Annotated in this window: 19 protein-coding genes; 13 read left to right on the plus strand and 6 right to left on the minus strand. The window is 72.9% G+C overall.

The window, feature by feature from the left end:
• Window positions 1-1,314: a hypothetical protein gene (locus BLU95_RS35155; RefSeq protein ID WP_093863537.1), complete on the plus strand. Its 1,314-nt coding sequence runs from the start codon at window positions 1-3 to the stop codon at window positions 1,312-1,314.
• A gap of 67 nt (window positions 1,315-1,381) precedes the next feature.
• On the opposite strand, the gene BLU95_RS35160 is transcribed toward BLU95_RS35155, so the two are convergent.
• Window positions 1,382-1,873 (minus strand): glutathione peroxidase, encoded by a 492-nt coding sequence (locus BLU95_RS35160; RefSeq protein WP_093863538.1) that lies wholly within the window; start codon window positions 1,871-1,873, stop codon window positions 1,382-1,384.
• 318 nt (window positions 1,874-2,191) lie between these two features.
• On the opposite strand from BLU95_RS35160, the gene BLU95_RS35165 reads away from it, so the two are divergent.
• On the plus strand, window positions 2,192-2,875 hold the full coding sequence (locus tag BLU95_RS35165; protein WP_093863539.1) for a hypothetical protein: 684 nt from the start codon (window positions 2,192-2,194) through the stop codon (window positions 2,873-2,875).
• Here the strand turns inward: BLU95_RS35165 and BLU95_RS35170 are convergent.
• A complete protein-coding gene (locus tag BLU95_RS35170; protein ID WP_162497201.1) occupies window positions 2,857-3,354 on the minus strand; it encodes a pyridoxamine 5'-phosphate oxidase family protein in 498 nt (165 codons plus the stop codon). The genes BLU95_RS35165 and BLU95_RS35170 overlap by 19 nt on opposite strands.
• A gap of 171 nt (window positions 3,355-3,525) precedes the next feature.
• Complete coding sequence (gcl, locus tag BLU95_RS35175) at window positions 3,526-5,307, minus strand: glyoxylate carboligase (protein ID WP_093863540.1); 1,782 nt, start codon at window positions 5,305-5,307, stop codon at window positions 3,526-3,528.
• 683 nt (window positions 5,308-5,990) lie between these two features.
• Here gcl and BLU95_RS44640 point away from each other — a divergent pair.
• From BLU95_RS44640 to BLU95_RS35195, 5 genes are all read left to right on the plus strand, one after another.
• Window positions 5,991-6,137, plus strand: a complete 147-nt coding sequence (locus tag BLU95_RS44640; protein WP_231978041.1) for a hypothetical protein — start codon at window positions 5,991-5,993, stop codon at window positions 6,135-6,137.
• A 77-nt stretch (window positions 6,138-6,214) separates the two neighbouring features.
• The gene (locus tag BLU95_RS35180) at window positions 6,215-7,705 is read left to right on the plus strand and encodes a SulP family inorganic anion transporter (protein WP_231978917.1); all 1,491 of its coding nucleotides are present in this window, start codon (window positions 6,215-6,217) and stop codon (window positions 7,703-7,705) included.
• A gap of 125 nt (window positions 7,706-7,830) precedes the next feature.
• A complete protein-coding gene (locus tag BLU95_RS35185) occupies window positions 7,831-8,127 on the plus strand; it encodes an MTH1187 family thiamine-binding protein (RefSeq protein ID WP_093863542.1) in 297 nt (98 codons plus the stop codon).
• Between the two features lie 93 nt (window positions 8,128-8,220).
• The gene (locus BLU95_RS35190) at window positions 8,221-8,811 is read left to right on the plus strand and encodes a TetR/AcrR family transcriptional regulator (RefSeq protein WP_093863543.1); all 591 of its coding nucleotides are present in this window, start codon (window positions 8,221-8,223) and stop codon (window positions 8,809-8,811) included.
• 109 nt (window positions 8,812-8,920) lie between these two features.
• Entirely contained in the window at window positions 8,921-9,691 is a 771-nt protein-coding gene (locus tag BLU95_RS35195) for an SDR family NAD(P)-dependent oxidoreductase (RefSeq protein ID WP_093863544.1), read from the plus strand.
• A 33-nt stretch (window positions 9,692-9,724) separates the two neighbouring features.
• On the opposite strand, the gene BLU95_RS35200 is transcribed toward BLU95_RS35195, so the two are convergent.
• The gene (locus tag BLU95_RS35200; protein ID WP_093863545.1) at window positions 9,725-10,024 is read right to left on the minus strand and encodes a helix-turn-helix domain-containing protein; all 300 of its coding nucleotides are present in this window, start codon (window positions 10,022-10,024) and stop codon (window positions 9,725-9,727) included.
• Between the two features lie 87 nt (window positions 10,025-10,111).
• Between BLU95_RS35200 and map the strand changes: the two genes are divergently transcribed.
• The 4 genes from map to BLU95_RS35215 all read left to right on the plus strand — a co-directional run bounded on the left by map (window position 10,112) and on the right by BLU95_RS35215 (window position 13,808).
• A complete protein-coding gene (map, locus tag BLU95_RS35205; protein WP_093863546.1) occupies window positions 10,112-10,879 on the plus strand; it encodes a type I methionyl aminopeptidase in 768 nt (255 codons plus the stop codon).
• A 176-nt stretch (window positions 10,880-11,055) separates the two neighbouring features.
• Complete coding sequence (locus BLU95_RS42640; RefSeq protein WP_159425122.1) at window positions 11,056-11,646, plus strand: SMI1/KNR4 family protein; 591 nt, start codon at window positions 11,056-11,058, stop codon at window positions 11,644-11,646.
• A 424-nt stretch (window positions 11,647-12,070) separates the two neighbouring features.
• Complete coding sequence (locus BLU95_RS35210) at window positions 12,071-12,973, plus strand: universal stress protein (RefSeq protein WP_093863547.1); 903 nt, start codon at window positions 12,071-12,073, stop codon at window positions 12,971-12,973.
• A complete protein-coding gene (locus BLU95_RS35215; protein ID WP_093863548.1) occupies window positions 12,966-13,808 on the plus strand; it encodes a universal stress protein in 843 nt (280 codons plus the stop codon). Before BLU95_RS35210 ends, BLU95_RS35215 begins: the two co-directional genes overlap by 8 nt.
• Before the next feature lie 9 nt (window positions 13,809-13,817).
• Here BLU95_RS35215 and BLU95_RS35220 read toward each other — a convergent pair whose 3' ends face one another.
• A complete protein-coding gene (locus tag BLU95_RS35220) occupies window positions 13,818-14,732 on the minus strand; it encodes an NAD(+)/NADH kinase (RefSeq protein ID WP_093863549.1) in 915 nt (304 codons plus the stop codon).
• The gene (locus BLU95_RS35225; protein WP_093863550.1) at window positions 14,729-15,784 is read right to left on the minus strand and encodes an SPFH domain-containing protein; all 1,056 of its coding nucleotides are present in this window, start codon (window positions 15,782-15,784) and stop codon (window positions 14,729-14,731) included. Before BLU95_RS35225 ends, BLU95_RS35220 begins: the two co-directional genes overlap by 4 nt.
• A gap of 170 nt (window positions 15,785-15,954) precedes the next feature.
• On the opposite strand from BLU95_RS35225, the gene BLU95_RS35230 reads away from it, so the two are divergent.
• Window positions 15,955-17,031 (plus strand): hypothetical protein, encoded by a 1,077-nt coding sequence (locus BLU95_RS35230; protein ID WP_093863551.1) that lies wholly within the window; start codon window positions 15,955-15,957, stop codon window positions 17,029-17,031.
• 225 nt (window positions 17,032-17,256) lie between these two features.
• Complete coding sequence (locus BLU95_RS35235) at window positions 17,257-19,632, plus strand: transglycosylase domain-containing protein (protein ID WP_197698658.1); 2,376 nt, start codon at window positions 17,257-17,259, stop codon at window positions 19,630-19,632.
• The last annotated feature ends 110 nt before the right edge of the window (window positions 19,633-19,742 follow it).

A 19,742-nucleotide genomic window follows, 5' to 3' on the forward strand; every position in this document is an offset into this window, starting at 1 on the left:
ATGTCCACGCCCCGACCCGATTCCGACCCGGCCCCGGCCACGGCCCCGGTGCCGGTCGCGGACGTGGAGGGCGACGCCGACCGGACCGTCCGCCCCGCCCCCGTCGGGGACGCCGGTCCGGAGACCGTCCGACTCGGGTCCGGGGCCGGGGCGGCCGTCGACCGGTCGGCCGCCGACGGTCCGGACGCCGAGAACACCGTCCGGATCGACCCGGAGGAGGCCGTGAGCGCGACGTTCCTGGATCCGGGGGTCTGGGGTGGTGCGGGGGAGACGGTGGAGGCGGTCACGCTGGTGGACACCCCGGCGCGCGGCACCGCCGCCCCGGCAGGGGAGGACGCCACGGAGACCGTCCGTCTCGACCCGGCCACCGGCGGTCCCGAGCACGTGGCCACGGTCCGGGTGGATCCGGAGGAGGCCGTGAGCGCGACGTTCCTGGATCCGGGGGCGTGGGGTGGTGCGGGGGAGACGGTGGAGGCGGTCACGCTCGTCGACACCCCGGCGCACGGCACCGCCGCCCCGGCCGGGGGCGACCCCGCCCTCACGGTGACGGCCCCGGCCGGGCGGCCCTCGGTCGTGGCCGTCCCGGGCCCGCCGCCGGCCGACCTGGCCCCGGCCGTGGCCGACACGGCGGCCACCGTGACCGTCCCCGCCGCCCCCGTACCGACCGGCGCCACGCCACCGCCCGGACCGCCGCCCGCACCGGGAGCGACTCCGGCGGCCCCTGCGGCCCCGGCCTCCTCGGTGTCGGCCGAGCCCTCCCGCTCGTCCGGAGCGGCAGCAGCGTCCGCCTCCGCCTCCTCCGGCAGCGCGGACGAACGCCCCCTCGCCCCCGGTGAGTTGCGCCGCTTCGGCCCCGGCGTCCCGCCGCAGGCCGCTGCCGTCTGGCACGGCGCGGCCGTCCCCGTAACCGAGCCGCCCCGCCGTCGCCGGGTGTGGCGTTGGCTGCTCCCGCTGGTGCTGCTGCTGGCCGTGCCGGCTCTGCTGTTCTGGCGCTTCTCCACGCCGGCCCTCGAGGTCACCGGGGTGGGCGTGAGCACCGACCCGGCGGGCCCCGGCTGCGACTCGGTGGCGGTGGTCAGGGCCGAGGTGGAGACCAACGGCGGCGCGGGCATCCTTCGTTACCGCTGGCTGCGCAGCGACGGCACCACCTCCGGCGAGATCGACCAGGAGATCGGCTCCGGCGCCCACCGCACCGAACTGGTCCTGCGCTGGAGCTTCGAGGGCCGGGGCACGCTCGCGGCCACCGCGACCCTGGAGATCCTCGCCCCCGGCTCCCGTACCGCCGCGGTCTCGTTCCCCTACCACTGCGCCTGACCGGCCGGAACGGAACGCCGGAGGGCCCGGGGCGGTTGCCCCGGGCCCTCCGTGCGGGCGGCGCGCGTCAGGCGGTCGGCAGCACGGCCTCGATCGCGGCGACGACCTCGTCCGACTCCGGCTCGGTGCGCGGGCGGATCCGGGCCACCACGGTGCCGTCCGGCGACACCAGGAACTTCTCGAAGTTCCAGGAGACGTCCCCGGCCTGGCCCTCGGCGTCGGCGGTCTCGGTCAGCCGCGCGTACAGCGGGTGCCGGTCGTCGCCGTTCACATCGGTCTTCTCGAACAGCGGGAAGCTCACGCCGTAGGTGGTCGAGCAGAAGGTCTGGATCTCGTCGGCGCTGCCCGGCTCCTGCCCGGCGAACTGGTTCGACGGGAAGCCCAGCACGGTGAAGCCGCGCTCGGCGTAGCGCTCCTGGAGCCGCTCCAGGCCCGCGTACTGCGGGGTCAGGCCGCACTTGGAGGCGACGTTGACGATCAGCAGCGCCTTGCCCTTGTAGTCGGCCAGCGAGGCGGCCTCGCCGGCCAGCGTGCGCAGCGGGATGTCGTACAGGCTCACGGTTGGTCCCCTTCGGAGGGCGTCGGTCGGTGTCGGGCGGACCCGTGGGGAACGGTAGCCGGTCCCGCCTGGTCAACCACCATCGGCGGGCGGGTGTTCCGGGAACGGTGACCGGTTCCGACCGGGCCCGCAGGATTCGGTGTCGTAGGTGTCGTAGGTGTCGTAGGTGTCTTGGGTCTCGTCGCCGCTGCCGGTCGGTCCCGGAGCTCGGGACGGAACCGTGTTCCGCAGCTGGGCGACAGGTCGGAAATTTCAGATGATCATGTGGTTTGATGTCCGCTGTTGATCTTCAAGTGAAGAGCGGAACGGGGGACCACGGTGGGTGGACGGAAGCGGTACGGGCGGAGTTTCGCGTGGGCGGGGGCGATCGCCGCGCTCACGCTGGGGGTGGCCGCGTGCGGTTCCGACGGCGGCGGCGCCGGGTCGGCGATCCAGGCCAAGGTGGTGCTGTCCGAGCCGGACCAGGTGCGTGACGCGCTGCCCAGCGAGACCTCGCTCCCCGCGGGCTGGAAGCGCTCCTCCGGGGCGAAGCCGCCGCAGGCCGTCACCCAGGCCGACGCGTCCGCCACCTGCCGCAAGAAGCTGAAGGCCGACTGCCTCGGTCTCCAGCTCGGCGGCAACGTCCGGTACAAGTCGGTGTCCAGCACCGCCAACGACATCCGGCTCACCCTGCTGACCTTCGACAGGGCGGAGAACGCCGGACCGGTCTTCGAGGCCCTGGTGGCCTCGTTCGCGGAGGACGAGGGCGCCGCACGCAAGGTGAACGTGAAGACCGGCGCCGAACAGTCGCAGGCCTTCGAGAAGGACGTCGACAAGGACGGCGACTCCGGCGAAGCCGCGACCGAGGTCCTCGCCGGGACGATGGTGATGCGGATCGGCGCCGTCGTCTCCCTGATCGAGCTGGACGAGGACGAGCGCGACCACAGGACGCTGAAGCAGTTCGCGGACCTCCAGGCGGAGCGGGTCAAGCGGGTCCAGCGGGGTCAGCCGGCCGAGGGCTGACCCCGGTCCCCGGCCGGCTGCCGGGTGTCCCGGAGCTGTTCGGCGATCGAGGCGAAGTCCGCGCTCAGCCAGCGTTCCGGCCGCATCCGCACGGTGACGTCCGCCGTCAGCTGTCCGGCGGTGGCCACCAGGTACGCCTCGGCGGTGGCGGGCGGCAGGTAGCGGTGGGCCAGCGCGGCGCGCTCGGCCGGGTCGACCCCGTCCTCGATCGCCACCACCGGACCGCTCACGCTCACGTACCTGCAGGGCGGATCCTCCTGCTGCGCGCACAGGGTGAACCGCCGGGCCGCGCGGATCCGGCGGACCTTGGCCGACTCCCGCCCGGTCAGCACGGAGACCAGGCCACCGGGCCGGTAGGAGTACCAGATCGGCACCGCGAGCGGGGCCTCGTCCGGCCCCGCTCCGGCGACGGACAGGACGCCGACGTGCACGCCGGCCAGGAAGCGCTCGCACGCGGCGCGGGTCATCGAGAAGGACACGGTGGGAACTCCCGGGGCAGCCGGTCCGCGCGCGGATTCGCGCCCGGGCGTTCCCCGGTACGTACCCGTACGACCCGGGGGCCGAACACGCCGGACCGCCGTCCGGCCTCCGTCCGGGGGCCGGACCGCCGCCCGGCCCCCGGACGGCGGCCCCCTCGTGACTCCGCGAGGTCAGGCCGTCAGCGGGCGGATCGCCGTCGGCGCGTGCTCCGGGAGGGTGGCGACCTCCTCCCACTCCATCACCTTGTCGATGTCGGCCGCGCCCATCGAGATGTTGGTGACCCGCTCCAGGATCGCCTCGACCACGACCGGCACCCGGAACTCGGCGGCCAGCTTCTTGGCCTCCTCGAAGGCCGGCAGCAGCCCCTCCGGCTCGGTGACCCGGATCGCCTTGCAGCCCAGGCCCTCGGCGACCCGGACGTGGTCGACGCCGTAGACGCCCAGCTCCGGCGCGTTGATGTTCTCGAACTCCAGCTTGACCTGGAAGTCGATGTCGAAGTTGCGCTGCGCCTGCCGGATCAGGCCCAGGTAGGAGTTGTTGACCAGCACGTGGACGTACGGGATCCGGTGCTGCGCCCCGACCGCCAGCTCCTCGATCATGAACTGGAAGTCGTAGTCGCCGGAGAGCGCCACGACCTGGCCCTCGGGGTCGGCCGTCGCGACACCGAGCGCGGCCGGGATGGTCCAGCCGAGCGGCCCGGCCTGGCCGCAGTTGATCCAGTGCCGGGGCTTGTAGACGTGCAGCAGCTGCGCGCCGGCGATCTGGGAGAGGCCGATGGTGGTGACGTAGCGGGTCTCCGGGCCGAAGGCCTTGTTCATCTCCTCGTAGACGCGCTGCGGCTTGAGCGGCACGTTGTCGAAGTGGGTGCGGCGCTGGAGCAGGGCCCGGCGCTCCTGGGTGGACGCGGCCCACTCGGTGCGGTCCTTGAGGGTGCCGGCGGCCTTCAGCTCCCGGGCGACCTCGACGAAGAGCTCCAGCGCGGCGCCGGCGTCGGAGGCGATGCCGAGCGCGGGGGCGAAGATCTTGCCGATCTGGGTGGGCTCGATGTCGACGTGCACGAAGGTGCGGCCCTCGGTGTAGACGTCCAGGCCGCCGGTGTGGCGGTTGGCCCAGCGGTTGCCGATGCCGAGCACGAAGTCGGAGGCGAGGAAGTTCTCGTTGCCGTACCGGTGCGAGGTCTGCAGGCCGACCATGCCGGCATTCAGCGGGTGGTCGTCCGGGACGATGCCCCAGCCCATCAGCGTCGGCACCACCGGGACGCCGGTCAGTTCGGCGAACTCCAGCAGCAGTGCGGCGGCGTCGGCGTTGATCACGCCGCCGCCGGCCACGATCAGCGGCCGCTCGGACTGCTGGAGCAGCGCGATCGCCTTCTCGATCTGGATCCGGTTGGCGGTGGGCTTGTAGACCGGCAGCGGCTGGTAGGCCTCCGGGTCGAAGTCGATCTCGGTGAGCTGGACGTCGATCGGCAGGTCGACGAGGACCGGGCCGGGGCGGCCCGAGCGCATCAGGTGGAACGCCTGCTGGATCACACCGGGGACCTGCGCGGCCTCCAGCACGGTGGTGGCGGCCTTGGTGACCGGCTTGGCGATCGAGGCGATGTCGACGGCCTGGAAGTCCTCCTTGTGGAGGCGGGCGACCGGGGCCTGGCCGGTGATGCACAGGATCGGGATCGAGTCGGCGATGGCTGAGTAGAGCCCGGTGATCATGTCGGTGCCGGCCGGCCCCGAGGTGCCGATGCAGACGCCGATGTTGCCCGCGGCGGCGCGGGTGTAGCCCTCGGCCATGTGCGAGGCGCCCTCGACGTGGCGGGCCAGCGTGTGCCGGATGCCGCCGGAGGCCTTGAGGGCGGCGTAGAAGGGGTTGATGGCCGCGCCCGGCACGCCGAAGGCGACATCGACGCCTTCGAGCTTGAGGATCTCCACGGCCGCGCGGGCGGCTGTCATTCGGGGCATCGGGTCTCTCCTGCGTCGGCCCGCAGTGGGTCGGAGGGCTCATCTCCAGAATTCCACCATACGGAAGAACGGTTTCTGTATGTGGAATTAAAGTAGGACGGAGGTCGCCGGGGCGTCAAGGGGGCTTTCAACAGAATGTGGAACGCGAGGGAGCGGGGAATCGGCCGGTCATCCGCTCGACCGGCGAACGGGTGTACCCGGCGGGAGTCCGGATTCCGGCCCGTCCGTGGATGTGGCGTGCCGCCGGAGTGGAAGGACTGTGTGCGAGGTTGGCCGGCGCCGGGGAGCTGGGTACCGTCGGTCCCACGCCGGGCCCGTCATGGTTGCCATGTTCAACAAGGGGGCGCGGCAAGGGGGTCACGGGGGGCCCGAGGGTCCGGACCGTCCGGGGAGGAGCGGGGGAGCTCCGGTCGCCGGTCCCGTCCAGCACACTCGTCGCGCCGGCCGTCCCGGTCCGCGCGTTCCGGTCCGGGCGTTCCGGTCCGGGCGTTCCGGTCCGGGCGTCCCGGCCACCGTGATCGTCGTCGCCGCCGGGCCCCGCCGTCGCCACAGCACCGCGCCACGCCACAGCACCGCGCCATCGCCGCACCGCCGCCACCCGCAGCACACCGCAGCAACGCACCCGCAGCCGATGCGTCGCCCGCGACGCGCCGCCCCGTCGGGTGCGCGGAAGGAAGCTCCTGATGCCTCGACGATGTGCCCTGCCCACCTGTCCCGCCGCCGTCCTCCACCTCTTCATCCGTTCCGCCGTCCCGATCTGTCCCGCCGTCGCCCTCCGCCTCCCCGCCGCCCCTGCCGTTCCGGTCGCCGTCCGGGCGGTGCGCCGGTGAACGGTCTGCCCCGACGGCGGAAGAGCCCGCCCACCGCCCACCGTCCCGGCTCCCGTCCTCGGCGCGGCCCGGTCGCCGTGCTGCGCGCCGTGCCCTGGCGGTACGACCTCCCCGCCTCCCTGGTGGTCTTCCTGGTCGCCCTCCCGCTGTGCGTCGGTGTCGCCGTCGCCTCGGGCGTGCCCGCCGAACTCGGCCTGGTCACCGGCATCGTCGGCGGTCTGCTGGTCGGAGCGCTGCCCGGCAGCAGTCTCCAGGTCAGCGGCCCGGCCGCCGGTCTGACCGTGCTCGTCCACGAAGCCCTCCAGGAGTACGGCGCGGGCGCCCTCGGCGTCCTGGTGCTGCTCACCGGCCTGCTCCAACTCGCCATGGGCGCGATGCGGTTGGGCCGCTGGTTCCGCGCCATGTCGGCGTCCGTGGTGCACGGCATGCTGGCCGGCATCGGCCTCACCCTGCTGTTCGGCCAGCTCTACGGGCTCGCCGACCTCCGGGCCCCGGGCACCGGACCGGAGAAGATCGCCGGTCTGCCCGCGCTGCTGCGCGACGTCGTCACCGGCGCCGCCGACCGCGGCGCCCTGGCGCTCGGGGCCGCCACGCTGCTGGTGCTGGTCGCCTGGAAGTACCTGCCGCCCCGGCTCGCCCGGGCCGTGCCGGGCCCGCTGGCTGCGGTCGGCCTGGCCGCCGCCGTCACCGCGCTGTTCGACCTGCCGGTGGCCCGGGTCGAGGTGGCCGGGCTGCTCGACGTCCTCCAGCTGCCCGACCGGGCCGCGCTCGGCGCCCTGGCCACCACGGCCGGAGTCGGCACCGTCCTCGCCTTCACCCTGATCGCCTCCGCCGAGACGCTGTTCAGCGCGGCCGCCGTCGACCGGATGCACCACGGCCCGCGCACCGACTACGACCGCGAACTCACCGCCCAGGGCATCGGCAATGCCCTCTGCGGGCTGCTCGGCGCGCTGCCGATGACCGCGGTGATCGTCCGCAGCGCGACCAACGTCCAGGCCGGGGCCCGCACCAAGGCCTCGCGCGTCCTGCACGGCGGCTGGCTGCTGCTCTTCACGGCCCTGGTTCCGGGCGTGCTGGGCCTGGTCCCGCTGACCGCGCTGGCCGCCGTCCTGGTGCACGCGGGTGCCAAGCTGGTCCCGGTCCGGCGGATCGCCGCGCTCTGCCGCGAACACCGGGGGGAGGCGGTGGTGCTGGCCGTGACCGCCGTCTCGATCATCACCACCGACCTGTTCGAGGGCGTCCTGATCGGCATCGGCCTGGCCGTCGCCAAGTCGGCCTGGCAGACCTCCCACCTGCAGATCGGCGTCGAGGAGCGCCCCGCCGCGCCCGGTACGGACGAAGCCCCGCTGCGGGTCCGGCTGAGCGGCAACGCCACCTTCCTGCGGCTGCCCCGGCTGCTCGACACCCTCGAACGGCTCCCCGCGGACCGTCCGGTCGAGCTCGACTGGTCCGGGCTGCGCCACCTGGACCACGCCTGCACCGTGGCGCTGACCACCTGGGCGGCCCAGCACCGCGCCCGCAGTACCGCCCCGCTGGCGGTCGACCCGCCGTTGCCGACGGTGGTCTGAGCGGGCTCGTTAGGCTGGCCGTCGGACGGCGGCCGGGGGCCCGACCTCGGCCTCGGGCCCGACGTTGGTCCCGGGCCCGACCTCGGCCTCGGGGCCGTCCGGGACTCGTGGGAGGAGACAGAGCCGTGATCGCTGCCTTTTCGGTCACCCCGCTGGGGGTCGGCGAGGACGTGGGGGAGGCGGTTGCCGCCGCCGTCCGGGTGGTCCGCGCGAGCGGGCTGCCGAACCGTACGGACGCGATGTTCACCAGCGTCGAGGGGGAGTGGGACGAGGTGATGCCGGTGATCCGGGAGGCGATCGAGGCGGTGAAGGCCTACAGCAACCGGGTCAGCACCGTCATCAAGATCGACGACCGCGCCGGGGTGACCGACGGACTGACCAGCAAGGTCGCCACCGTGGAGCGCCACCTCGCCGAGGGCTGAGGCTCGAGGCCGGCCCGCCCCTCCCCGGGGCGGGCCGACCACCCTGTCTCGACTTTCTTGACCGATCGATCTGGAATCGACTATCTTTCAGCTATGGCAAGAACCAAGGAATTCGACCCGGACGCGGCGCTCCAGTCGGCTCTCGAGCTGTTCTGGCGGCGTGGTTACGAGGCCACCTCGATGGCCGAACTGGTCGAGCACCTGGGGATCGCCCGGGCCAGCATCTACGCCACCTTCGGCAGCAAGCGCGAGCTCTACCTGAGGGCGCTGGAGCGGTACGGCCAGCAGCAGCAGCCGGTGCTGCTGGCCGAGCTGTCGCAGCCGGGCCCGGTCCTGCCGGCCGTCCGGGCGCTGGTCCGCCGGTTCGCCGACGAGTCCGCCGCCGACGGCGGGGACGGTCCCCATCGGGGCTGTTTCGTCACCAATACGGCGGTCGAACTGGCCCCGCACGACCAGGGCGCCGCCCGCCGGGTGGAGTCCAACCTGCTCCATCTGGAGACGGTGCTCGCCACGGCCCTGGTCCGCGCCCGGGCCCAGGGCGAACTGCCCGAGGGGCGCGACCCGCAGGCGCTGGCCCGGATGCTGCTGGTGCTGTTCCAGGGCATGCGGGTGATCGGCAAGGCCGGCGAGGGCGCGGCCCGGCTGCGCGACGCGGCGGACCAGGCCCTCACCCTGCTCGACTGACCGCCCCCCGGCCGCTCGCGGCTTTCGTTCCGTCCCTTTCCTCCCTCCTTCTTCATGTCCTTATTCTGAACCGAACGGTCAATTTAGACCTCGATCGAGGAGTACCTCCATGTCCCGCAGCACCACCCGCTTCGCCGGCAAGTCCGTCCTGGTCACCGGTGGCGGCAGCGGCATCGGCCGAGCCGTGGCCCTCGCCTTCGCCCGGGAGGGCGCCCGGGTCGCTGTCGCCGGTCGTACCGCCGGCGCCCTGGCCGAGACCGTCGCACTGATCGAGCGGGAGGGCGGGACGGCCGTCGCCCTGGTCGGCTCGGTGTCCGACTCCGCGGACGCGGCCCGCCTGGTCCGGGAGACCGTGGAACACCTGGGAGCCCTGGACGTCGCCGTCAACAACGCCGGCGTGCTCGGCGGCATAGCCCCGATCGCCGACGTGGCGGAGGAGGAGTGGCGGCGCGTCATCGACATCAACCTCAACGGCACCTGGTACGCGATGAAGCACCAGATCGCCCACCAGCGTGCCAATGGCGGCGGAGCGATCGTCAACATCGCCTCGAACCTCGGCACCCACATGCGACTGGAGAACCTCGGCGCCTACGCCGTCTCCAAGGCGGCCGTGGCCACCCTGACCCGGAGCGCCGCCCGCGACCACATCGCCGACGGCGTACGGATCAACATGGTCAGCCCGGGCCCGGTCGACACCACCATGTCCTCCCGTCCCGGCGAGAACGCCTCCGACAAGGCGGACCGGATGAAGGGCGACGTCCCGGTCGGCCGGGCCGGTGCCGTGGAGGAGGTCGCGGCCGCCGTCCTGCACCTCGCCTCCGCGGAGTCGGCGTTCACCGTCGGCGCCGACCTCGTCCTCGACGGCGGCATCACCGCCTGACCGCGCCCGGCGGTGCCGGCCCCGTCGACGACCTCAGGCCGACAGCGCCCCGGTCTCGCTCCCGTACCCACCCTCGCTCTCGCCCTCGACCGGAAGCGCGGCCGCGGTGGCCAGCTCGTCCAGCGAGAGCCCGAGCGCGTAGGCCAGGGCCACGACGGTGAAGAACGACGGGGTCGGCGCCCGCCCGGTCTCGATCTTGCGCAGCGTCTCGGCCGACACCCCGGCCGCCGCCGCCACCTCGACCATGCTGCGTCCGCCGCGCGCCTCGCGCAGCAGCACACCGAAGCGCTCGCCGCGCTCGCGTTCCCCGGGGGTCAGCGGAGTCCTCACCATGCCCCCGATGGTAGGCCACCCGTCCGGCCCGCTCGACCGTGATACAAATACCGGTATAAGAATTGGAGCTAGGCCCGGAGGGGTCCCATGGTGGAGTTCAAGTCGGAGGCGGCGCTGGCCGCGATGCGCGAGTCGGGGCGGGTGGTCGCCACCGCCCTGGCCGAGGTCGAGCGGGCCGCCGGGGTGGGGGTGAGCCTGCGCGAACTCGACGAGGTGGCCCGGGAGGTCCTGCGGAAGGCGGGGGCCACCTCCCCCTTCCTCGGCTACCGCCCGGCCTTCGCCCCGGTGCCCTTCCCGGCCGTGATCTGCGCCTCCGTCAACGACGCCGTCGTGCACGGCATCCCGACCGGCTACCGGCTGCGCGACGGCGACCTCGTCAGCATCGACTGCGGCGCCCTGCTCGACGGCTGGGCCGGCGACGCCGCCGTCAGCTTCACCGTCGGCCCGCCGCGCCCCGAGGACCAGCGGCTGATCGACACCGCCCGCCGCGCCCTGGCGGCCGGCATCGCCGCCGCCGTCGTCGGCAACCGCACCGGCGACATCGCCCACGCCATCGGCACCGTCGCCCGCACCGCCGGCTACGGCCTCCTCGACGGCTACGGCGGCCACGGCATCGGCCGCCGCATGCACGAGGACCCCCACCTCCCCAACGAGGGCCGCCCCGGCCGCGGCTTCCCCCTGAAGCCGGGCCTGGTCCTCGCCGTCGAACCGATGCTCATCGCCGGCGGCACCGACACCCACACCACCGACCCCGACGGCTGGACCCTCCGCACCACCGACGGCACCCGCGCCGCCCACGTCGAACACACCGTCGCCATCACCGAAACCGGCCCCCGCATCCTCACCCTCCCCTGACCCCGCTACCGGTCGGTTCGTGTTCGGAAGCTTGTCCATGTGTGACCCGGTTCGTGGTGTGACCTCGGCCACTAGGGGTCCGAAAGGATATTGTCGATCTACCGACAGTCCCCTGTGGCAGTGATGCAAATTCTAACGTCGGAAAATCAAAGTCTGACAGTACGCGTCTTGATGCAATGGACAGCACGCTGACTTTCGAGAATCGAGTGAAGGCTGAGGTGAATGGCAGCCATTCGGCGATCAATCAATTGTCGTTGATGCTTCGGATCTCGACCGCGGGGGGTGATGTTGTTGATTGGGGCGAAGTCGAGGGTGTTACAGGCCTGCGGCTCCCGGCCGACTATCGTGACTTCGTGGCGTTGTGTGGAGGGAGTGAACTGAATGAGTATCTTGCGTTCCGCACCCCCCCTGTCGATGGGTCGCCCGTGGGTAACCTACTGGATGGACTCGACTTCGATCCGAGGGAGGAATATCGATCGAGCCATGAATTGGGTTTGATGGATCCGTCGGAGATGAGGCTTTTGCCGTTCGCTGCCACGGCAAATGGGGACGTCGCATTCTGGGTCTGCGAATCAATTGACCCCGAAGCTTGGGAAGTCGCTACCTTCAAGCGGCAGGCGCGTTTCGGGGTCGGTCCCTGGAAAAGATTCGAGATGGGGTTCGGAAGGTTTCTTGTCGGCCTTCTCGATGGAACATTGCCGAATCCCTTCAGTGATAGCTCCTGGAATGTCCCCCCTCATGCTTATCGGAACTGGAGAGATTTCTGACTCGGAAATTTGGGTTCGGCCCGCATCGGAAGGTGCGGGCCGGCGCCCTGTTTTTCTGGGTCGCCTGGGCTCCGGCGGTCCTTTTGTTGCAGGGTTGCGTTTCGATGCTGGTGCGCGGCAAAGCACTTGCCTATTTGATCCAAGTCCTGTGTCGAGTGAATGTATTTGTTGAAATTCCTGCACATTTCGTACTCGCTCCCCAGATTCAGCTTTGTCGATTGGTTGGGGTCCTATGTCCGTGGGGTCCGCCCGCCGCGGGCTCGGCAGTGGAGTTCGGTCCCGGTCGGTCCGGTCCCGGGTGGAGTCCGGGACCACCGGGTGGGTGGTGGGGACCTTGGACTCTGGGTGGAGCTGGAGCGGGATGGGGAGGGTTGGGGGTGCGGGCGGGCGTGGGTTCGTCCCGATTGGTTGGGTGGAGGCGGTTGTGAGCGGATTCGTCGTGGTCGGGGTGGATGGGTCGCCGGAGAGTCTGGCGGCGCTGGACTGGGCCGCGGAGGAGGCGGCGGGGCGCGGGGCGGTGCTGCGGGTGGTGCTGGCCTGGCCGAGTGTGGTGACGCCGCTGTCGGTGCTGGGGGCGGTGGATCTGGCGCACCGGCAGGCCGAGGTGACGCTGCGCGAGGCGGAGCTGCGGGTGCGGGAGCGGTGGCCCGAGCTCGCGGTGACGGCGGTGCAGGTGCCGCACGATCCGGTGCGGGCGCTGGTCGAGGAGGCGGGGGAGGCGGCGACCCTGGTGCTCGGGTCGCGGGGGCTCGGGGCGGTGGCGGGGTTCCTGGTCGGGTCGGTGGGGCAGCGGGTGCTCGCCAGGTCGGACGTGCCGGTGGTGCTGGTGCGGGAGGGGCGGACGGAGGGCGGCGAGGTGGTGGTCGGCGTCGACCCCTACGAGGGCCCCGACGCGGTCCTCGGCCAGGCCTTCGCGGCGGCCGAGCGGCGCGGGCTGCCGCTGCGGGCCGTGTACGCCTGGACGCTGCCGGTCTCCTACCAGTACGCGGGCATCGCGGCCAGCGTCGACGTGTCCGGCGCGATGCAGACCTTCGCCGAGACCGAGCTGGCGCGGGTGGTCCAGCCGTGGCGGGCGGAGCACCCCGGGGTGACAGTGGTCGAGGAGGTCCTGAACGCGCGCCCCGCCAAGGTGCTCGCGGAGCGGGCGGCGGCGGGCGCGGAGCTGGTGGTGGTCGGGCGGCGGGTCCGCCGGTCGCCGCTGGGCGCGCACCTCGGGTCGGTCGCGCACGCGGTGCTGCACCACGTGCCGTGCCCGGTCGCGGTGGTGCCCTACGAGCGGACCCAGGAGCGCACCCCCGACGAGACGCAGGAGGCGGGCGATGAGTGACCCGGTGCTGGTGGGGGTGGACGGTTCGGAGGCGAGCCTGGCCGCCGTGGACGTCGCGGTCCGGGAGGCGCGGCTGCGCGGCCGCGGCCTGCGGATCGTGCACGCCTTCATCTGGCCGCTGATGCACGTGCCCCTCGGCCCGGCCAAGGACGGACCGCCGGACGGCGGGCTGCGGCACCAGGCGGAGCGGGTGCTGGAGGACGCCCTCGCCAGGGCCCGGGCCCTGGACCCCGAGCTGGAGATCGACGCCGAGCTGGTCACCGGCGAGCCGCTGACGGTGCTGGCCCGCCTGTCCCGGGACTCCTGCCTGGTCGTGGTCGGCAGCCGTGGCCTCGGCCGGTTCGGGGCGCTGCTGATCGGTTCGGTGGCCGTGCACCTGGCCGCGCACGCCGCCTGCCCGGTGCTGATCGTCCGGGGCCGGCCCGAGCCGGACGGGCCGGTGCTGGTGGCGGTGGACGGAGCGGGGGTCGGCGCGGAGGCGCTGGACTTCGCCTTCGCGGAGGCCGCCGCCCGCGGGGTGCCGTTGACGGCGCTGCATGTGGCGCATCCGAGCGCGAGCCTCCCGGGACAGGAGGAGCGGGCGCTCGCCGAGGCGATCGCCGGCCGCCGGGACAAGTACCCGGACGTGGAGCTGCGCGCGGAACTGATCGAGGCCCACGCCCGCCCGGCGCTGATCGACGCGAGCCGGGCGGCCCAGCTGCTGGTGGTCGGCGCCCGGGGCCGGGGCGGGTTCGCGGGCATGCTGCTGGGGTCGACGAGCCAGGCGATGATCCAGCACGCGTTCTGCCCGGTGGTGGTGGTCCGGCACGAGGCGCAACTCGCGGAGGCCGGTTAGGGGAGGCGCTCAGCCGAGCAGCCGCAGCCGGGTGGCGGCGACGCCGACCCGGACCGTCTGCCCCCGGACGAGGTCCAGCGCGTCGCTCTCGACGCCGTCCCCGAAGGCCACCAGCCGGTCCGACTCGACGGTCAGGACGAGCCGCTGATCCCCGTCGAGCAGCCCGTGCACCCGGGTGGTGCCGGTGGCGGGGGAGGGCCAGGCCTCGCGGACGAACCAGGCGAGCGACGGCGCGCCGGGCGCGGGCAGGGCGAGCGGGCCGCCGCGGTCCTGCCAGACGGAGCGGCACCAGCCGGTGCCGCCGGTGCCGGTGCCGACCAGCACCCCGGACGAGGCCTGCGCCTCGTCGCCGTCCGGCGCGCCGGGGTGCTGCTCGACGGCCAGCCGGTAGCGCGCGGTCTGGTGGCCGGGCTGGCCGACGTAGACCTCGTTCAGCGCGAGCAGCCGCTGGGTGTCGTCGGCGACGGCCTCGACCATGGTGCGTTCCTCGGTCCGCCGGTCGGTGCCGGGGCCGACGGCGGCCGGGAGCAGGCGGGGCAGGTCGTCGGCCCGGTGGCGGACCAGGACGCCGGGGTTGCGGCCGGGTTCGGTGTCCACGCCGATCACGGGCTGTCCGCCGAGGTACTTGGCGACGTTGGCGACCAGGCCGTCCTGGCCGACCACGACGACGACGTCCTCGGGTTCGAAGAGGAACCGGGGCAGGTCGGCGCGTTCGACCCGGGTGCGGCGCCAGTCGAGCGGGACGGCGCCGCCCGCCCGGGCGAGCGCCTCCTCCTGCCGGACGTGGCGCCGCTCGATCTCCTCGACCGAGCGGCCCCGGCTGCGCAGGAAGTAGGCGGCCTGGCCGGGCGTGCCGTGGTGGGCGACCAGCTCCTGGTACTCGCTGCGGCGGTGGACCAGGACGGCCCGGGGGGCGAGCGTCACCGTCCGTGCCCGCCCGTGCCGCCGGACAGCGGTTCCCCCGACGCACCGGCCGACGAACCCGCCGCGCCGAGCTTGGCGAGCAGCCCGGTCAGCACGTCCGGGGTGAGGGTGAGGCTGTCGATCCGCGGCAGGTGCTCGGCCAGCCGCATCAGCGCGAGCGCCCGCAGCACCGCCGGGTCGGCCTGCTGGTGGGCGGCCAGCCAGGCGGCCTCGGCGGCGGCCTTCGCCTCGCCCAGGGCGCGGGCGGCCTCGGCCTCCGCGCCGGCGAGGCGGGTGCGGCGCTGGGCCTCGGCGTCGGTGCGGATCCGGTCGGCCACGGCCTCGTCCTCGGCCTGGCGCTGGGCGTTGGCGCCCTCCTGGACGATCAGCTGCTCCTGCCGCCGGGCGAGCTCGATCCGGTTGGCCAGTTCGTTCTCGGCGATGCCGCGTTCGTGCTCGACGGCGACGGCGCGTCGTTCGAAGGTGGCCCGGTCGGCCTCCTGCTGGACGAGTTCCCGGGCGGGGGTGCGCAGGGCGCGTTCCACCTCCGGTTCGGGGCGCAGGGCGACCACGCGCACGGAGATGACGGCGAGTCCGGTCTCGGCGAGCCGGGGCTCGGCGGCGAGGCCGGCGGTCATCCGCTCGCGGACACCGGCGATGCCGTCGGCCAGGGCGGCGGCGAGCGGGGTGCGGGCGAGCAGGCCGAGGGCGTGCTGCTGGGCGGTCTCGGTGAGCAGGGTGGCGAGCTGGTCGAGCGGGGCGGAGCGCCAGGCACCGGTGTCGGGGTCGATGCCGAAGTCGACGCGGGCGGCGGCGGTGGCCGGGTCGGTGATCCGGTAGGTCAGGGTGCCCTGGACGGTGACGTCCTGGAAGTCGGCGGTGCGGGCGTGGAAGAGCATCGCGAGTTCGCGGTCGTCGACCGGCACCTCGGAGAGGGCGGCGGTGAGCGGGCGGAACCAGAAGGCGAGCCCGGTGCCGTCGTGGGCGAGCCGGCCGCGGCGGACGTGCCGGATGTGGGCGGTGGGGCGGGCGCGCAGGTGGCGCAGTCCGAAGCGCTTGGTGATGTCGGCCATGGCGACTCCTTTTCGTCGCACTGACGATATTGAAGCCGAAGGGATCTCGTCAAGGTGACGAAAAATGATCCCCCGGCGGCGAGGAGGCGGGAGGCGCGGGCTGCAGGGACAGGGGACGAACGGGAAACCGGTAGGGAGGGCGGTCGTGGGAGGATCGAACGGTGCTGAGGATGCGAACGACCGGGCTCCCCGCGGTGCTGCTCGCCGCGGCCTGCGCCACCGCCACCACCGCTGTCGCCGTCGGCGCCGGTGCCACGCTCGGCGCCCCGTCCGCGCACGCGGCCGACCCGGGCGGCCGGGCCTTCGACATCGCCGACCCGAGGATCACCGAGTCCAGCGGCCTCGCCGCGAGCCGGCAGCACCCCGGCGTCTACTGGACCCACAACGACAGCGACGACGGTCCGTACGTCTACGCGGTCGACTCCCAGGGCCGCACCGTCGCCACCGTCACCCTGCGGGGCGTCGAACCCCGCGACGTCGAGGCGATCTCGCTCGGTCCGGACGGTCGGCTCTACGTCGGCGACCTCGGCGACAACCTCGGCGGCAAGTGGCCCGAGGTCTGGATCTACGCCTTCGCCGAACCCGCCGAACTCCACGACCAGGCCGTGGAGGTGACCCGCTACAAGGTCCGCTACGAGGACGGCCCGCGCGACGCCGAGGCGCTGATGGTGCACCCGGTGACCGGCCGCGCCTACATCGCCAGCAAGAAGCAGGGCGGCGGCGGGCTCTACCAGGGCCCGGAGAAGCTCTCCCCGACGGGCGTGAACACCTTCCGGAGGATCGCCGACGCGCCCTGGACGACCGACGGCGCCTTCTCGCCGGACGGCACCCGGCTGGTGCTGCGCGGCTACTTCTCGGCGACCCTCTACCGCTGGAAGGACGGCATGCCGGGCGATCCCTCGCCGCTGTCGGTGCCGTTCCAGCGGCAGGGGGAGTCGGTCACCTTCACCCCGGACGGGCGGGCGCTGCTCTACGGCACCGAGGGCAAGGACAGCCCGGTCTGGCGTGCGCCGCTGGACGACGCGCAGCTTCCGGACACCGTGGAACCGCTGCGGAGCGCCACTCCGGCCCCGTCGGCCGAGCCGGACTCCTCGGGCCCGGCGGCGTCCGGTGCGGCCGCCCCGTCGGCGTCCGGCGGCGGGCAGGGCGCCCCGGCGGGCACCGGGGACAAGGTGCTCGGGGTGGCCTTCCTGGGCGCGATCGCGGTCGCGGTGTTCGGACTGCGGCGCAAGAAGCGCGAGAGCTGAGGGCCGGGGACGGCGGGGCGCGCGGACCCGCCCGTTCTTGATCGAGTCCCGTCGAGCGTGGGCGAACGACCGGGTCCCGGGGCGGGCGGCCCCGTCGGCCCCACCGGGGGCCACGCCCAACGACGGTGATCTGTCGCCGATTTGTGACAAAGGTTGACCAACACCGGCCCCACGGGCGGTTTTCGTGGACGTAGTGTTCCGACTATGTCACGGAGAAGCCGCCGCATGCCCTCCTCGGAGCCCCACGACACCTGGGTCCCGCGCCCCCGGCGCCGCGAGACCCCGCTCGGTCTGCTCGGCCACGGCGTGAAGTTCCTCGGTTACAGCACCCTCGCGGGAGTCCTGCTCGCGGGCATCGCCCTGCCGGCCGCCGGGGCGCTCGGGCTCGGCATGAAGAGCGGCGTCGAGGAGTTCGACAGCATCCCCGCCGACCTGAAGACACCGGCGCTGACCCAGGCCAGTTGGATCTACGACGCCAAGGGCCAGCAGATAGCCAAGGTGTACGAGCGCGACCGCCGGGTGATCACCGGCGAGGAGATGGGCACGCTGATACGCCAGGCCCAGGTGGACATCGAGGACGCGCGCTTCTACGAGCACGGGGCCGTCGACCTCAAGGGCGTCCTGCGGGCCATCACCAAGAACGCGGAGAGCGGCACCGCCGTCCAGGGCGCGTCCACGCTCACCCAGCAGTACGTGAAGAACGTGAACGTCGAGAAGGCCGGCGACGACCCGGTGGCCGTGCTGGAGGCCCAGCGCAAGACCCTGGGCCGCAAGGTCCAGGAGCTCAAGTACGCCATCAAGCTGGAGGAGGAGCTGACCAAGGACCAGATCCTCACCAACTACCTGAACATCACGTACTACGGCCAGCAGGCCTACGGGATCCAGGCGGCCGCCCAGCGGTACTTCAGCAAGAACAGCAAGGACCTCACGGTCGCCGAGGCCGCCACCCTGGCCGGACTGGTGCAGAACCCCTCCCAGTTCGACCCCAAGGCCCACCCCGAGGCCTCGCGCAAGCGCCGCGACGTCGTCATCGACAAGATGGTCGAGAACAAGCACCTCACCCCGGAGCAGGCCAAGGAGGCCAAGTCCGGGCCGGTCGCCCTGCACTACCAGGCCCCGCAGAACGGCTGCATCACCGCCGACGCGGGCATGGGCTTCTTCTGCGACTACGTGCGGCACGTGATCAAGCAGGACCCGGTCTTCGGCAAGACCGCCGCCGAGCGCAAGAAGCTCTGGGACCAGGGCGGCCTGTTCATCCACACCACCCTCGACCCGGTGAAGCAGGCGGCCGCGCTCAAGGCCGTGACCACCAAGGTCAAGGTCACCGACCAGGTGTCGGCGGCGATGACCATGGTCGAACCGGGCACCGGCAAGATCCTGGCGATGACCCAGACCCGGCCGTACGGGATCGACCCGGCCAAGAACCAGACCGTCGTCAACTACAACGTGGACGCGGCGATGGGCGGCGGCAACGGCTTCCAGCCGGGCTCCAACTTCAAGCCGATCGTGGCCGCCGCCGGGCTGGAGGCCGGGCTGACCTCCACCCAGTCCTACGCCTCGCCGAACAAGATGGACTGGCCGACGATGACCACCTGCGACGGCACCTGGAAGAACCTGGAGAAGGGCAAGAAGGGCGGCACCATCCCCAACGAGTCCTCGGGCGAGGTCGGCCCGTACGAGCTCAAGGAGGCGATGGCGCTCTCGGTCAACACCTACTTCGTGCAGATGGAGCAGGAGATCGGCCTCTGCGCGGTCAAGCAGATGGCCAACAAGCTGGGTGTCGGGAGCAAGGCCAGCGGCAAGCCGCTGCAGGAGCTGCCGGCCCTCGGCCTGGGGACCCAGGAGGTGAGCCCGCTGGTGATGGCCAACGTCTACGCGACCTTCGCCAACCGCGGCACCTACTGCACGCCGGTCGCGATCAGCAGCATCACCACCATGGACGGCAAGGACGTCCCGGTCAGTCCGGCCAAGTGCGACCGGGTGCTGTCCGAGAGCACCGCCGACATCATCAACACCGTGCTGCTCGGGGTCACCGAGAAGGGCGGCACCGCACGTGACCTCGGTCTGGACGACGATCGCCAGATCGCCGGCAAGACCGGTACCTCCGACGAGAAGAAGTCGGCCTGGTTCAGCGGCTACACCGGCAACCTGGCCGCCTCGGTCTGGCTCGGCGGCCCGGCCGGCGGCGTGCCGATGAAGAACATCCGGATCGGCGGCAAGTGGTTCGACGAGGTCTTCGGCGCCACCGGCCCGGGGCCGATCTGGCAGATGGCCATGAACGACGCCGTTCGGGGCATGCCGGAGAAGGAGTTCGAGACCGTCTACATCCCGAATCCGGCGCCGAAGCGCGACCCCTCGGCGAGCCCGGGCTCGGGCAGCGGCACACCGTGGACGACCTGGCCCGGCGGCCAGCCGACCGACGTCGCCCCGACCTGGCCCGGCGGACGCACCCAGCCCGGCCGCCAGCCCACCCGCAAGCCCGCCCAGCCGACCCAGCCCGCCCAGCAGGACCGGCCGACCCAGCAGGAGCAGGCACCGCAGGGGCAGCCGGCCCAGCAGGGCCAGCAGGGCCAGTCCGAGGAGCAGCACAACGACGGCTGACCCCGGAGAGCATCCCCGGAGCGGCACCGCGCCCCCGGAACGTCGACGGACGTTCCGGGGGCGCGGCGGTTCAGCGACGGGCCGGTGAGGTCACCGGGGTAGGGGGAGCC

This window comes from Streptomyces sp. TLI_053, assembly GCF_900105395.1.
Classification (GTDB): domain Bacteria; phylum Actinomycetota; class Actinomycetes; order Streptomycetales; family Streptomycetaceae; genus Kitasatospora.

What these genes read in the sequence shown, in the direction of transcription:
- BLU95_RS35155 (WP_093863537.1), top strand. Translation starts at nt 1, where the DNA reads ATGTCCACGCCCCGACCCGATTCCGACCCGGCCCCGGCCACGGCCCCG.
- gcl (WP_093863540.1), bottom strand. Translation starts at nt 5,307, where the DNA reads ATGCCCCGAATGACAGCCGCCCGCGCGGCCGTGGAGATCCTCAAGCTC.
- BLU95_RS44640 (WP_231978041.1), top strand. Translation starts at nt 5,991, where the DNA reads ATGCCTCGACGATGTGCCCTGCCCACCTGTCCCGCCGCCGTCCTCCAC.
- BLU95_RS35190 (WP_093863543.1), top strand. Translation starts at nt 8,221, where the DNA reads ATGGCAAGAACCAAGGAATTCGACCCGGACGCGGCGCTCCAGTCGGCT.
- BLU95_RS35195 (WP_093863544.1), top strand. Translation starts at nt 8,921, where the DNA reads ATGTCCCGCAGCACCACCCGCTTCGCCGGCAAGTCCGTCCTGGTCACC.
- BLU95_RS35200 (WP_093863545.1), bottom strand. Translation starts at nt 10,024, where the DNA reads ATGGTGAGGACTCCGCTGACCCCCGGGGAACGCGAGCGCGGCGAGCGC.
- map (WP_093863546.1), top strand. Translation starts at nt 10,112, where the DNA reads ATGGTGGAGTTCAAGTCGGAGGCGGCGCTGGCCGCGATGCGCGAGTCG.
- BLU95_RS42640 (WP_159425122.1), top strand. Translation starts at nt 11,056, where the DNA reads ATGGACAGCACGCTGACTTTCGAGAATCGAGTGAAGGCTGAGGTGAAT.
- BLU95_RS35215 (WP_093863548.1), top strand. Translation starts at nt 12,966, where the DNA reads ATGAGTGACCCGGTGCTGGTGGGGGTGGACGGTTCGGAGGCGAGCCTG.
- BLU95_RS35225 (WP_093863550.1), bottom strand. Translation starts at nt 15,784, where the DNA reads ATGGCCGACATCACCAAGCGCTTCGGACTGCGCCACCTGCGCGCCCGC.
- BLU95_RS35230 (WP_093863551.1), top strand. Translation starts at nt 15,955, where the DNA reads ATGCGAACGACCGGGCTCCCCGCGGTGCTGCTCGCCGCGGCCTGCGCC.
- BLU95_RS35235 (WP_197698658.1), top strand. Translation starts at nt 17,257, where the DNA reads ATGCCCTCCTCGGAGCCCCACGACACCTGGGTCCCGCGCCCCCGGCGC.